We start from the raw sequence: 12,652 nt of genomic DNA on the forward strand, positions 1-12,652 counted from the left end.
GCTATTCCTCCTTGAAATATTCGTTCATCATCTGATCGATGTAAGCTTTCCGTTCAGGATCGCTTTTGAAATTTGCCTTCTGTGCTTCCCAATCCGGAAGTGTTTCTCTCTTCACCGGCTGCCCGTAGTTCTGCTGCGGCTTAGGCTGTGTCTTATCTTTCCTAGCCCAGTTCCGGATCGTTGCTAGGTGATTCTTGTAAGTCTTGCCTGTTGATGCCATGTATGCCGATAGCCGTTCGATCCGTTCTTGCCAATCACTTGGAAACTCTGTTTTGAGTTTTTCAAGGTCTTGATCTGTAAAAAGGACGTTTTGATATTCGCCGTATTTGTGACGGACGGGTTTAGCCTGAGATTTTTTCGAAGGCTTTGACGAATCGTGGTACGAATCGTTATACGAATCGTGGTACGATTCCTCATTATCATTCTCATTATCATTTTCATTATCATTAAGTTTTTCTTTTGCTACTTTTCTTTTTGCCATCTCTTTTTCAAAAGCGGATTTTATCGTTTGGTCAAAATCTCGAATTGACTTATTCCAAAAACCAGTAAGATGGTTGTAAGCACGAATTATCAATTCTGTATCGTCTATTTTCGTAAGTTCCTTTTCCAACAGATCAATAACAGGCTTCCCCCCTTTTACAACGCTGTATTTTAAGGAATTAAGAACAGCTATTTCTTGCGTGTCGTCGTTATAGACGATGTTCTTATATTTATCTTGGAATCGTTGCAATAACACCGCTACAACCTCAACCGTATATCCAGTTTCAAAGCTGATCAATCGCTTAGGAAGTTTGTATATCCCTAGTTGTGTCGTGTGAGGATTAGTCATGAGATACAACATGAAGAATTTGTCTTCGACAGAAAACTTGTCAATCACCTTCCCATCTTCCCAAAACTGAGTGTCGACAATTCTTTTAATACTCAACTGAAAATCCCCTTTCTTCCATCATCCTTTTCCAACTCGTCCAGTTACTTGCGTTTAACGCAATCTCTCTCAATTCGTCTATATCATCGCTTGATTGACAAGCGTTTTTCAAAGCGACAATCGCTAGTCTATCGTCAACATAATTAAATCTGTTTCTCATAATGCCGCGGATGTAGTAAAGTTCTTTCATCAACTCATCCTGTGGATTTTTAGACCAGTAAGCCACACTCGGAATTTTGCTGAATGCTTGGCTGGCGTCCTCGTAACTCAAAGCAGATTTATCAATAGCTTCTGATAGCTCAATGTAAGAGTATTGTTTCAGCCATTTTTTTATCGATTTTTTCCCAGTTTCGCTAACCTCATACCCTGTGACCTCTTCGAATTCTTCTGCCAAGACATCGATCACATCATCATCCATCTTTTTAAGGCTCTGCCGCCAATCGATCATCATCTCAAGCTGTATTCTTCTTTCGTTCAGCTCTTCTAGTTGTTGCTTTTGCTTAGCAAGAGCTGAATCATCTGATAATTCGATGTTGGTTTTCCCTCTGTTACAGTCTCGACAGGAAGTAATCAAGTTGCTACTGTCGTTGTCTCCACCTTTAGAGACAGGAACGATATGATCGACTTCTAAAATCACATCCGGCGCTGACTTCCCACAGTATTGGCATTTAAAGGAGTCCCTTTTAAATATTTCAAAACGTAATTTTTTTCCTATACCTTTGCGATTCGACATACTATCTCCCTCCTAAATCCCCAACCGCTTGATTGTCTCCTCGTTCAGTTTGGTTGGGATAATCTGATATTTGTTCAAAAAGTTTTGTGTTCCGATTCGATGTTCTTCGCCATGATGGATACGACATCCGGCATAAAAATAGTGTTTTGTATGATCTATCTTCCGACGATTATTCCCCATCCCTACTGTATCGATGTGACAAATATCCGCAGGCTTACCGCAGATACAACATTTTCGGCAAACAATCGACTTGTAGAAAAAGTATTCCTGGTTCGCTGGCAAGATCTCATAGCCTTTTTTAAACGGAATATCCCACTCGAACACAAAATCGAGAATGATATCAGCAAGTAGTGTCGCATCGGTCATCGTGTTTACCGAGGCATCTGCTAAACTGATTTTTGAGCCTGTGAGAGCTTCGTAGACGTGATAGAAATAGTCTTTAAGACTCTCAATAGGTTCACCGGTAAAAGCATAGATATCGCCCAGCAACGCGTATATAAATCGGCGTTGTTCCGCTGTGAATCGACGCGGATCAGTAAACCGGAATTCAATCTCACGATCGCCGTCATAATCGAAGTACATCGTTTTGAGGCGTTCGATATTTAGTTCCTCGTTGATGTCAACCGTCAAGCGTTGAAAGTCTAGTTTTTTTATGACTGCGGAATATTTTTCATTGAACATTTCCATCACTTCTCGTTGTTTTCTTTAGCGGCTTTCATCTGTTCAATTCCGCTTTCTGTATACTTTTTGATTTGTTCATACATCGTTTCGTTGACGTCTTCTAACTTCCCACCGTATTGAAAATATGCAAGGACTTGATTTTCAAACGTTTTTGGCGCGCGATTTTTCAAAGCTGCTGCTTCTTCAAACAAGGCTTTCAGTTCTTCGATCTGTTCTTTCGTAGCAGAAGGCATTTCCGGTAAGTCTTCTCCGGCGTAGATATATAGACCTAAGCCAAACATCGCTAGATTTTTTACCAAACAACGCATGATCGTCTTGTTAACGTCAAACATAGTTGCCGCTTCAACATTCTTTTCGATATAGTTTCCAGTCCACTGTTTATTTTTATATTCCTTAACCTGATAGGTGTAAGGCTGATTTTTCATCGCTTTATTGGCACCGTCCATAACAGGCAACCACATTTCGTGTGTTAACTTGCCGATCGTCACTTTGGTAAAAACCATATACCCTGTGTTTTCGTCATAAACGTAAGGTAAATTGTTTTCAAATTTCAAAATCTCGTAGGTTGCTTCGGGATAGAGACGTTTCACCTCAGACCAAGCCCACGCCCAAGAAAGATAAGTCAATGTTGTATTTCCAGACTTCTTTTTTTCCGTGTGTCCATTTACATCAAGTGTGAATAAGCTTTTAAAAATTTCTTCTTGATTCATCTGCGTTTCTCCTCCAATCCGCAAGCCATTCCTCGCCACTATAAGCCCGGAAATTTGCTAAGTTTTCCATACCGTATTCCGTTAGACAATCTGGTAAACTACCGCTCTCGTCCGTTGCGACTGCAAGTTTTGTGGATGTGGTAAGCGCCTTAGTCACAGGATCAATGTAGGTTGTCATAAACGTTAATTCGTAAACTTGGCTATAGCTGTGGATCTCGTTGCCTTCCCAATCACGCGGCGTATCGTCTACATACTCTTCCTCGTCCGGCGGACAGGTTAAATATCGATCTAATGCGTTTGCTGTTTTGCTATCCATTGATTTCTGTCCTTTCTTATGCTATTTTTAGGTAAATGTTATTTAGTATGCGATTGACTATGCTTGCCGGCGGTCAATCGCTTTTTTCATGCGTTCGATGTTTTGACGCGTCCGGATATTCCGTTGATTTTCACGCCACCATCGATCTGCAATTATTTTTCCAATTCTTAATGCCTCTGCTCTAGTCATCGCAATCCTCCAGATCCAAAGACATTTGACGCACGATCGTTTTCGTTGCTGTCGAAGGCTCCCAATCGGTGATATAGTCCAAGACTTGTTGGAAGTTTTTCTGGCGCAATTGAGTACGCGTGCTAACGCCTGTGATTGCTTTGACACCGCTGTTGATATCGCGATGCAGCTCTCCGCGTTGCTTGTTTGTCAGTTTCCCAAACCCACGCGCTACTTCTGCTACTCGCTGATTGATTCGGCGTGTGATGTAGCTGTAATCTCCTGCGCTGAGTACAGTATTTTCTTCAAGATCCGTAACTCGTTCTTCAACTTTATCAACTTTATCTTTCGTATCTTTTTGGAATTCAAACATAAGTTCCAAGGCTTCTTGCGGCGTTGTAGGAATTTTGAGCGCCTGTTCTTTGATCGCTGTTTCCATCTCGTTAAATCGCTCGATATAAGCAACAGCGAATTGAGTTCCTTTCGATCCAGTCATTCGTGTGCTGAAAAGTTCGCAGCCACGTTTTGTCAATAAGTAGCAAGGTAGCTCCTTATTTTGTAAATTAGTGTAAGTTGATTCGACGAAATAGGACTGGTAACTTTTTACCTCTCCTAATTGATCGATGATTCTGCGGATATCTTTCATGACGTTGTTGTGATCTTTGCTGACCATCTCAGCCACTTCTAAACTGGTGATTGTTTTTTCTAATTGATTCATCTGTTTTCTCCTTTCAATCGACGGGCGCAATTTTGCGCTGGTTTAAATTTTCTACGTTACCGATCCTCTTTCCGCTTAAACCAAAATTCCAATGCGCCCACAGAAACGAAGTAAGCCAGAATCAAGTAACTCGCTCTTGGTTCAATTGGTGCCAAGATCAGAAGTAAAAGGATCACTCCGATCGTGTCGAGGTTGTCTACCAATTTCTTTTGATTTTTCGTCATTTCTTTCTCCTTTCGATGATTATCATTGCTGTCATAAACAGCGTGCTAAAAATTGCGATGGCTAAGATGTTTTTCCACAGAATCATATCGTTTTTCCTGCTTTCTCTAGAAAGTCCGGAACAGACACTTTTCTCGTCCGCAGTCGATTAAGTGCTAGATACGCTAAGAATTGATCATATAGATCTGTATCAATTCGTACCTCTTTAGCTGTCACTCGCTGATAAGCTCTTGAAAAATGCTCTGTACTCTTTAACACTGCCATCCGTCGCTTGTACGTCGAATCGGAGTATTTGTACTTCTTCATGAAGTCTTGTTTATCCATTTTTGGCATTCCTATTCTCCTTTCGCTTGTTATTAAAAATGAAAGCGCAAAATGTTTCACGTAATTTAACTATTGGAATTTAAAAGTTACTATTTGTAATGTTTCACGCTATTTCATATTGTGGATAAGTTACATTTTCATGAAAAAATGTAACTATTTGTTTCTTTTACGTAACTATTTGCGCAAAAGAAAAGATGACAACTCTTCGTCTTTGACTTCTAAAACATTCATCATTTTGATGAATTCAGGTAGCGAGACCACAATAATACCGGACATTTTCCGAGAATACGTCGCTCGAGTAATCCCTAGTTGCCGAGCCATATCAGCATCAACCATTTTTTTCTCTTTCATTTTTTCATGAAGTTTAGACTTATTAACAGGAATCATTTTCAAACCTCCTTCCTTTCTACAAAGTTATTATTACACATAAGTTACGTTAGCGCAACATAGTTTTTGAAATTATTTTCAAAATAACTTTTGTTTGTTTCTTGTTACGTAACAAGATATTATAGAAGTGCGAAAGGCAATATTATTTAAAAGTTAAAAAAGTTGGTTATATAACGCTCAAGTCTTAGAGGAGGGTTTAGGATGTTCCCAGAAAATTATGAAGCAGTCAAATATTTGAAGCAAAAAAGAAAAGAAAAGCGCGTAAATCAAGAAACTTTAGGAAACTTATTAAACGTAACTAAAGCAACTATTTCTAGATATGAGTCCGGAGATATCGCCATGAATGTTGAAGATATATTAAAAGTTGCAGACTTTTTAGGAGTCAACAGAGGGGAGCTGCCTGACCTATCTATTTCTCAAAATTTATTTGTCGATGAAACAACCTTAAAAGTTTTAGGATCAGTGAAAGCTGGTTACCCCTTAGAGTGTTATGAAGTTGCAGAAGATGTGCCTGTACCAGCTTGGATATTGAAGAAATTTCCAAACGCATACGGCCTAAGAGTGCATGGAGACAGTATGGATCGGATCATTCCTGAAAATACAATCGCGGTTGTTAATCCTCAAACTGAAGTGCCAAACGGCAAAATAGCAATCGTTAGAATAAACGGCACAGAGACAACGATGAAAAAATTCTATAATCTTGACGGCACTATCATCCTTAGGCCCGAGAGCACCAATCCTGACTATCGAACAATGAGCTTTGATACCGAAGAAGAAAAAGCAGATATACACGTTGAAGGTCGCGTAGTTACCTTCGTGCCAGATCCAAGAATCATCTTGTAAGAAAAATAGAGGTGAATGTAAGTGTGGATTGAAAAAGTCAAAGACAAAAAAGGAAAGATCGCATACAAATTTAGCGAGCGGTATATTGATCCAAAAACAGGCAAAAGAAAAAAGGTCAGTTTGACTTACAAAAATAAGTCGCGCGACACACAAAAAGAAGCTCTTTACGCATTAACGAAAAAAATAGACGAACGAACAAACAATGATAAACTTTCTAAGTCTGGGGTAACGTTAGGAGAAGTTATTAATGAGTGGCAGATCATGTATAAGCAACGCGTGAAAGAATCCACCTACGTGGTCACTGAGCGTATTTTCACGGCTGTAAAACAGGATTTTTCTTTTGATTATCATATATCTGCGATCACACGAGATGACTTATCTGATTGGTTTGATAAACTGCTCTATGAGCGGAATCTATCTAATAGCTATGTCAGTGCGATTCGCGGGAAGTTTTACATGATTTTCAGCTATGCACTAAAAAAGAGATATATTCTCAGCAATCCGATGGAAGGACTAGTAGTTGAGTACAAACGTGCACCGATTGAAAAGTTAAGTGAAAAATTGCTTTCTGATGAAGAGTACGAGGATATTTTGAACTATGCGAAAACTCATAATAGACGCTATGCGGCATTGATCGAATGGATGTATCTGACTGGCATGAGATACGGCGAAGCTGCTGCGCTTTCTCGAAATGATATCATCGAAACCGAAGAAGGAACATATGCTAAAATCACAGGTACATTAATGTATCAGCGGCGAAAATTTAAGGATATGAAAAAGAGTGATACACCGAAGACATCGTCTAGTATCCGAAATGTTTATTTACCAAAACGTGCTTTGGAGATATTGGAAGAATTGAAAGAGATCAATGCCGGAATTGAAAAGGACTTTATTTTTTGCTCAAAGAGCGGTACACCGATTATCCACACCTCACTCAATCAGTATTTGAGAAGGATTGGTGAAGAGCTGGGAATTGAAAAACAGATTACATCGCATATTCTGCGACACACACATATCTCAAAACTTGCTGAGCTAGGTGTACCCTTGCATGCAATCCAAAAACGTGTCGGTCACAATGATAGCTCATTGACTCAAAGAATCTATCTGCATGTGACTAAAAAGACGGAAGAAACGATGAACACTAAGCTTGAAAAGCTATGACTCTGCCCCTTTTTTGCCCCTTTTAGGAAAAATAAGATTTTAAAAACAAAATAAAAAAACATACGAAAATATGTTTATCCTTTATTAAGCGGTATTTATGATTGTTTTATAACGAAAAAAACCAAAATAATCTAATTTCAATTATCGTCATAGACGATGTCGTAAAATTTCCCAGGTTCTGGTTTTTGTCCTAATAAAATCCGGTTGAATTCGGCTAATCCTTCATCGAATTCATGATTTCCCAAAGTCCCCACATCAAAACCCATCTGGTTCAAAATCTTCATTGTCGGTTGATCCTGAAGCAATCCCGAATTTGCAGGACTGGCTCCCACCATATCCCCTGATTGGACGCGGAAAGTTTGCGCGTTTGGATTTGCTGCCTCAAATTGTGCCTCCGCGTAATCTAAATGACCAGCTAACAACGCAGCAGTCCCAGCATTTTCATGAGTTTCCGAACCTAATGATACTCTCCCAGTAGTACTCAAAGCCCCGTGAAAATCATTGATCCCTAACAATTGGACCGGGACCGTTGTTGCCTCCTGATTGATGCTTGGTTCTGTTTCTGAAACTGTTTGGGACGATCCAGAGTCCTCGCTTAATGAAGACGTACTTGACGTTTCGCTGCTCGCAACAGAATCTGCTGGTGATTGCGGATCACCTGTTGTTGCTGTATCTGCTGACTCAAGCGTTTCAGTTATTGACGTATTCGTTGTCTCAACTGTATCTGCTATCGCTATCGTACTAGGAACAGCTATCCCAGCAAGTACCACTAGAGCCAACAGACTTCTACACATCAAACGTATTTTTTTCATAATCTCCCTACCTTTCATTATTTTAACTCTCCAAAGAAAAGGCTATCAATAATGCAAATAAAGGTCAACGTTTTTTCAAAAAATATGAAAAAAATCATATTTAAAGACAAAAATACGCATATTTTCGCAAATAAAAAAACAGTTCAATTTGAAATTGAACTGTTTTTAATTAGTTATTTTAAGCAATAATCGATCCGTTCGGCATGCCTTTAGGTGCTTCAACGATTGCTAGATTTCCAGCTTCGTCTTCTGCTGATAAGATCATTCCTTGACTGATTTGTCCCCGCATTTTGCGTGGTTTCAGATTTGCTACGATCACGACTTTTTTGCCGATCAATTCAGCAGGATCAGCATAAAACTCAGCGATACCTGAAAGGATCTGGCGATTTTGTTTATCGCCGGCATCTAACCGAAATTGCAGCAGTTTGTCCGCGCCTTTGACTTTCTGGCAGTCGATCACTTCTGCGACTTTTAATTCCACTTTATCGAAATCATCGTATTTGATCTCTTTGTCTTTTACCGATACCAATTCAGTTTCTTCTGGGTTCCACTTCACAGTTTCTTCTGTTGTTTGGACTCCTTCTGACATTTTCTTTTGAATATAGTCTACTTCTGTATCGATCTCAAGACGTGGGAAAATCGGTGTACCTTTGCTTACGACTTTTGTATTGCTTGGGAATTCGCCAAAATGAAGACCTTGCAGGTTCATCGTTTCTGATTCTAATCCCAATTGGTTAAAGATCTTCGCTGGTGTTTCGATCATGATCGGTTGCAGCAAGATCGCAACGATTCGCAAGCTTTCCGCAAGGTGGATCATCACGCTGTTCAACTCTGCTTGACGTTCTTCCTCTTTTGCCAAGACCCATGGCTGAGTTTCATCAATATATTTATTTGCCCGAGAAATTAAGCTCCAGACTTCGCTCAGCGCTGTATTGAATTCCATTTTGTCCATCGCTTGATGATAGTTTCCGATCACGTTTGCGGCAGTCGTAGATAATTCACTGTCAAAAGCTGTTACTTTGGAAGCATAGTCCGGTACGATCCCGTCACAATATTTATTGATCATGGCGATCGTGCGGTTCAATAGATTTCCTAAGTCATTGGCTAAATCGTAATTGACGCGGGAAACAAAATCTTCTGGCGTAAAGACACCATCGCTGCCAAAAGGCACGGCCCGCAATAAGTAATAGCGCAATGCATCCAGTCCATAGCGCTCGACAAGCATTTCTGGATAAACAACATTGCCTTTTGATTTAGACATTTTACCGTCTTTCATCAATAACCAACCATGTCCAAATACTTTTTTAGGCAAAGGAAGTTCCAGAGCCATCAACATAATCGGCCAATAAATCGTATGGAAACGCACGATCTCTTTACCAACCATATGGACATCTGCCGGCCAATATTTTTGGAATAAGCTGTCGTCATCAGATCCATAGCCTAAAGCAGTGATATAGTTGGATAATGCATCGATCCAGACATACACCACGTGTTTTGGATCAGATTTCACTGGGACACCCCATGTATGTGTTGTCCGAGAAACAGCTAAATCTTCCAAACCTGGTTTAATGAAGTTGTTGATCATTTCATTTTTGCGAGATTCCGGCTGAATAAATTCCGGATGCTCATCATAATAAGCCAACAGGCGATCTGCGTATTTGCTCATACGGAAAAAGTAGGATTCTTCTTTTACTAATTCTACTTCGTGTCCGCTTGGCGCTTTCCCGCCGATCACATTGCCTTCTTCATCTCGGTATACTTCTGCTAATTGCGTTTCAGTGAAGAATTCTTCGTCAGAAACGGAATACCAGCCTTCATATTCTCCAAGATAAATGTCACCTTGCTCCAACAAGCGCTCAAAAATCTGCTGAACTGCTTTTTGATGATAATCATCTGTCGTTCGAATAAATTTATCGTAACTGATCCCTAATGTTTTCCACAATTTTTGGACATCAGCTGCCATTTTATCAACGTACTCTTGTGGAGAGACACCTAGTTCTGCAGATTTTTTTTCGATTTTTTGGCCGTGTTCATCGACCCCTGTTAAATAAAATACATCGAAGCCCATCAATCGCTTATAGCGGGCGATCGCGTCGCAGGCAATCGTTGTATAAGAATTGCCAATGTGTAATTTACCACTTGGATAGTAAATCGGCGTCGTAATATAAAACGTATCTTTTTCAGCCACGGGCGTGTTTCCTCCTTCTCACTTTTCGTGAATATGTTCCCTGATAGTATACCACAAATTATATTTTGTTTAAGAATTTTCAAGTAAATTACCGATTCTTTCCCAGTTAACATCTGCAGTTTTAGAAATGTTTGGTATAATAGGAAAAGAATCAGACAAAGGAAGTTGTTTATGACGAAAAAACATCGAAAGTTTCTTGCGGTCATCTTGATCGTAACAATTTTACATCTCTTATTCTGCGGGTTTTATCAGCAGATTTACGGCTATTTCAATCTGCAAGGCGGGTTGATGCCTTTTTTAACTATCACTCAACTTATGAGGATCGTCTTTTTGATCTTTATCGGTATCGGCGGGTTGCTCAGCCTGCGGGAACAAGTGAAAAAAGCACTGCCTTTTTACTTGGCTTTCTTCCTATTCAATCTGGTGATCCCCTTTATTTTCCAATGAACTCATTAACAGAACCATCAGCGACTTAAAACAAGTGAGGTGCTATTATAATGAAACGATTTTCTTCAAAAGCTGAGGAAAAACTTTATTACGAACAAGAAGCAAGCGAAGAAGATTTTCTTCAATGGTACAAACGTCAAGAACATCCTGATTATGAAAAACCGGCATTGACGGTCGATATGGTCTTGATGTGTTACAACAAAGAAGAAGATCAGATCAAAACTCTTTTGATCCAAAGAAAAAGCCATCCTTATAAAAACTCCTGGGCATTGCCTGGCGGATTTGTCGAACCAAGAGAATCCACAGGGGAAAGTGTGATCCGGGAGACAAAAGAAGAGACCGGCGTTGAGATTTCTACTCACAATATCGAACAGCTCCACACTTTCAGCCGGCCGGATCGCGATCCTCGCGGCTGGGTAGTGACTGTCAGCTATCTGGCGTTTATCGGTGAAGAACCGTTGAGCGCCGGTGATGACGCGGCCGAAGTTCGGTGGTTCACATTAGAGCGCAAGCGCAATAATATCCATTTGACCAACGGCGATGTCGAGATCATTTTAGATCTTCAAACCGGTGCATCTTCTGGTCCAGATACACTGGCATTCGACCATAGTGAGATTATTTTGAAAGCCTTCAACCGTGTCGCCAACAAGATGGAACATGAACCGTTAGTGCTGCAAGTCTTAGGAGACTCCTTCACCATCACTGAAGCCCGCAAAGTCTTCGCGAAATTTTTAGGAATCGATTTTCGCAGTATCGATCATTCCAACTTCAAAAAAGCCATGCTGCAATATTTCGAAGAGATCGGCGAACGTCCGGTAGGTATCGGCCGTCCTTCGAAAATCTACCGCTTGAAAGATGAAATCATTCCTGAAGAAGGATAAGAAACTACAAAAACATCTCGAACGAATATCTTTTCACTCGTTCGAGATGTTTTTTGGTTTATCATAATTAGTGAGCAGCTTTCCTAGAAACAAAAATTCCTGTTAAATTTTTTCTATACCCTAGGCGATCCCTGGAGCTCCTTCCAGTTCATGTTTTATTGCTTTTATAAATCAGCCGATTTTTGATCGGTTTTCTTCATTTAGATAGACTGTCTTACCATACCAGACTGCTTTATATTTCAGTTTTTGAATGAAATGGAACCAATCTGAAGAAGTAAATGGTCCTGTTGCATTGACACGTTTGTTGTTTGTTTCGACATAGATTTCGTCATAAGTACGGATGATCTGCATCGACAGTTCATTGAGATACGTTTTTTTACGTTCGTAATAATGGGTATACAGATTTCTGACTTTTTCTTTCTGCTTTTGATAGTTTTTAGCTTGTGAAAGAGAAATATGACGATTACGAGCAGCTTTCCCGCGAACGGCTAGCTTCCGTTCAGCTTTCTGCAATTTGCCTTCGATTTCCGCTTGCGAAAAATCAGGGAAAGACAATTCCGAATCTGAAGCTTCTACTAAGCAGGTTTTAGAAAAATTCAGTCTAACAGATCGCTTGGTCAGCGGCAGCGGAACAACTTTCTCTTTACAAAGGATCGAGACATAAAAGATTCGGTTGTTTTTAGCCGAGATCGTCGCCGATTTTATCTGACCAGGTACTTCACGATGCTTGTTCAATGAAACCAATGTCTTGAGCTTTGGCAGCTTCAGCTTTCCATCTTGAAAATAGATCGTATGGTGCTGGTTGTTCGTCGTATAGGATTGCCAGATACAGCGTTTGGTTTTCAATTTAGGATAGCCGGCATGTCCTTTATAATAATTGCGAAATGCCCGTTCCAAGTTGAGCTGTGCATTTGCCAAGGCAAGGCTATCGGTCTTTTTCAAAAATGGAAAATCTTCCTTTAGCCTAGCCGGTGTCAGCCTGACATTTTTTGGTTTGTGGGATTCTTGTCGATATTTCAGCAATGTATTATAGGTGAAACGGACACAGCCGAATGTTTCAATAAAGAAACGCCGTTGCTGTTGTGTTGGATAGAGCCGAAATTTGTATGCTTTCAATACTTCCATCTAACCAACAC

At 40.1% G+C, this 12,652-nt stretch carries 17 protein-coding genes; 4 read left to right on the plus strand and 13 right to left on the minus strand.

Features of this window, described 5'->3' with window-relative positions:
* Position 1: 1 nt before the first annotated feature.
* From EFB00_RS13605 to EFB00_RS04575, 10 genes are all read right to left on the minus strand, one after another.
* Positions 2-925, minus strand: coding sequence for a hypothetical protein (locus tag EFB00_RS13605; RefSeq protein WP_241153405.1), 924 nt, complete (start codon positions 923-925; stop codon positions 2-4).
* Positions 915-1,658, minus strand: coding sequence for an HNH endonuclease (locus tag EFB00_RS04545; protein ID WP_122645726.1), 744 nt, complete (start codon positions 1,656-1,658; stop codon positions 915-917). Before EFB00_RS04545 ends, EFB00_RS13605 begins: the two co-directional genes overlap by 11 nt.
* Before the next feature lie 12 nt (positions 1,659-1,670).
* A complete protein-coding gene (locus EFB00_RS04550; RefSeq protein ID WP_122647041.1) occupies positions 1,671-2,339 on the minus strand; it encodes a putative HNHc nuclease in 669 nt (222 codons plus the stop codon).
* A gap of 5 nt (positions 2,340-2,344) precedes the next feature.
* Positions 2,345-3,049: a Sak single strand annealing protein gene (locus tag EFB00_RS04555; RefSeq protein ID WP_122645727.1), complete on the minus strand. Its 705-nt coding sequence runs from the start codon at positions 3,047-3,049 to the stop codon at positions 2,345-2,347.
* Positions 3,027-3,365 (minus strand): hypothetical protein, encoded by a 339-nt coding sequence (locus EFB00_RS04560; protein ID WP_122645728.1) that lies wholly within the window; start codon positions 3,363-3,365, stop codon positions 3,027-3,029. Before EFB00_RS04560 ends, EFB00_RS04555 begins: the two co-directional genes overlap by 23 nt.
* 57 nt (positions 3,366-3,422) lie before the next feature.
* Entirely contained in the window at positions 3,423-3,554 is a 132-nt protein-coding gene (locus tag EFB00_RS13725; RefSeq protein WP_277424020.1) for a hypothetical protein, read from the minus strand.
* The gene (locus EFB00_RS04565) at positions 3,547-4,251 is read right to left on the minus strand and encodes a Rha family transcriptional regulator (protein ID WP_122645729.1); all 705 of its coding nucleotides are present in this window, start codon (positions 4,249-4,251) and stop codon (positions 3,547-3,549) included. Before EFB00_RS04565 ends, EFB00_RS13725 begins: the two co-directional genes overlap by 8 nt.
* A gap of 56 nt (positions 4,252-4,307) precedes the next feature.
* Positions 4,308-4,475, minus strand: a complete 168-nt coding sequence (locus tag EFB00_RS13415) for a hypothetical protein (RefSeq protein ID WP_164709426.1) — start codon at positions 4,473-4,475, stop codon at positions 4,308-4,310.
* A gap of 82 nt (positions 4,476-4,557) precedes the next feature.
* Positions 4,558-4,806 (minus strand): hypothetical protein, encoded by a 249-nt coding sequence (locus tag EFB00_RS04570; RefSeq protein WP_122645730.1) that lies wholly within the window; start codon positions 4,804-4,806, stop codon positions 4,558-4,560.
* A gap of 165 nt (positions 4,807-4,971) precedes the next feature.
* The gene (locus EFB00_RS04575) at positions 4,972-5,184 is read right to left on the minus strand and encodes a helix-turn-helix domain-containing protein (RefSeq protein WP_122645731.1); all 213 of its coding nucleotides are present in this window, start codon (positions 5,182-5,184) and stop codon (positions 4,972-4,974) included.
* 201 nt (positions 5,185-5,385) lie between these two features.
* Here EFB00_RS04575 and EFB00_RS04580 point away from each other — a divergent pair, with 201 nt between their 5' ends.
* Together EFB00_RS04580 and EFB00_RS04585 are read left to right on the plus strand one after the other, a co-directional pair.
* Entirely contained in the window at positions 5,386-6,027 is a 642-nt protein-coding gene (locus tag EFB00_RS04580) for a LexA family protein (protein ID WP_122645732.1), read from the plus strand.
* A 21-nt stretch (positions 6,028-6,048) separates the two neighbouring features.
* The gene (locus EFB00_RS04585; protein WP_122645733.1) at positions 6,049-7,188 is read left to right on the plus strand and encodes a tyrosine-type recombinase/integrase; all 1,140 of its coding nucleotides are present in this window, start codon (positions 6,049-6,051) and stop codon (positions 7,186-7,188) included.
* 137 nt (positions 7,189-7,325) lie between these two features.
* On the opposite strand, the gene EFB00_RS13805 is transcribed toward EFB00_RS04585, so the two are convergent.
* On the minus strand, positions 7,326-8,000 hold the full coding sequence (locus EFB00_RS13805; RefSeq protein ID WP_164709427.1) for a metallophosphoesterase family protein: 675 nt from the start codon (positions 7,998-8,000) through the stop codon (positions 7,326-7,328).
* 178 nt (positions 8,001-8,178) lie between these two features.
* Positions 8,179-10,188 (minus strand): methionine--tRNA ligase, encoded by a 2,010-nt coding sequence (metG, locus tag EFB00_RS04595; RefSeq protein WP_122645735.1) that lies wholly within the window; start codon positions 10,186-10,188, stop codon positions 8,179-8,181.
* A 171-nt stretch (positions 10,189-10,359) separates the two neighbouring features.
* On the opposite strand from metG, the gene EFB00_RS04600 reads away from it, so the two are divergent.
* Positions 10,360-10,635: a hypothetical protein gene (locus EFB00_RS04600; protein WP_122645736.1), complete on the plus strand. Its 276-nt coding sequence runs from the start codon at positions 10,360-10,362 to the stop codon at positions 10,633-10,635.
* A gap of 50 nt (positions 10,636-10,685) precedes the next feature.
* Positions 10,686-11,516, plus strand: a complete 831-nt coding sequence (locus EFB00_RS04605; RefSeq protein ID WP_122645737.1) for an NUDIX hydrolase — start codon at positions 10,686-10,688, stop codon at positions 11,514-11,516.
* Positions 11,517-11,687: 171 nt separating this feature from the next.
* Here EFB00_RS04605 and EFB00_RS04610 read toward each other — a convergent pair whose 3' ends face one another.
* On the minus strand, positions 11,688-12,641 hold the full coding sequence (locus EFB00_RS04610) for an RNA-guided endonuclease TnpB family protein (RefSeq protein ID WP_122645738.1): 954 nt from the start codon (positions 12,639-12,641) through the stop codon (positions 11,688-11,690).
* Positions 12,642-12,652: the final 11 nt, after the last annotated feature.

Origin of the sequence: Enterococcus mediterraneensis, from assembly GCF_900604485.1 — a bacterium.
Classification (GTDB): Bacteria; Bacillota; Bacilli; order Lactobacillales; family Enterococcaceae; genus Enterococcus_C; species Enterococcus_C mediterraneensis.

What these genes read in the sequence shown, in the direction of transcription:
- EFB00_RS04545 (WP_122645726.1), bottom strand. Translation starts at nt 1,658, where the DNA reads ATGTCGAATCGCAAAGGTATAGGAAAAAAATTACGTTTTGAAATATTT.
- EFB00_RS04550 (WP_122647041.1), bottom strand. Translation starts at nt 2,339, where the DNA reads ATGTTCAATGAAAAATATTCCGCAGTCATAAAAAAACTAGACTTTCAA.
- EFB00_RS04555 (WP_122645727.1), bottom strand. Translation starts at nt 3,049, where the DNA reads ATGAATCAAGAAGAAATTTTTAAAAGCTTATTCACACTTGATGTAAAT.
- EFB00_RS04560 (WP_122645728.1), bottom strand. Translation starts at nt 3,365, where the DNA reads ATGGATAGCAAAACAGCAAACGCATTAGATCGATATTTAACCTGTCCG.
- EFB00_RS13725 (WP_277424020.1), bottom strand. Translation starts at nt 3,554, where the DNA reads ATGACTAGAGCAGAGGCATTAAGAATTGGAAAAATAATTGCAGATCGA.
- EFB00_RS04565 (WP_122645729.1), bottom strand. Translation starts at nt 4,251, where the DNA reads ATGAATCAATTAGAAAAAACAATCACCAGTTTAGAAGTGGCTGAGATG.
- EFB00_RS13415 (WP_164709426.1), bottom strand. Translation starts at nt 4,475, where the DNA reads ATGACGAAAAATCAAAAGAAATTGGTAGACAACCTCGACACGATCGGA.
- EFB00_RS04570 (WP_122645730.1), bottom strand. Translation starts at nt 4,806, where the DNA reads ATGCCAAAAATGGATAAACAAGACTTCATGAAGAAGTACAAATACTCC.
- EFB00_RS04575 (WP_122645731.1), bottom strand. Translation starts at nt 5,184, where the DNA reads ATGATTCCTGTTAATAAGTCTAAACTTCATGAAAAAATGAAAGAGAAA.
- EFB00_RS04580 (WP_122645732.1), top strand. Translation starts at nt 5,386, where the DNA reads ATGTTCCCAGAAAATTATGAAGCAGTCAAATATTTGAAGCAAAAAAGA.
- EFB00_RS13805 (WP_164709427.1), bottom strand. Translation starts at nt 8,000, where the DNA reads ATGAAAAAAATACGTTTGATGTGTAGAAGTCTGTTGGCTCTAGTGGTA.
- EFB00_RS04600 (WP_122645736.1), top strand. Translation starts at nt 10,360, where the DNA reads ATGACGAAAAAACATCGAAAGTTTCTTGCGGTCATCTTGATCGTAACA.
- EFB00_RS04605 (WP_122645737.1), top strand. Translation starts at nt 10,686, where the DNA reads ATGAAACGATTTTCTTCAAAAGCTGAGGAAAAACTTTATTACGAACAA.
- EFB00_RS04610 (WP_122645738.1), bottom strand. Translation starts at nt 12,641, where the DNA reads ATGGAAGTATTGAAAGCATACAAATTTCGGCTCTATCCAACACAACAG.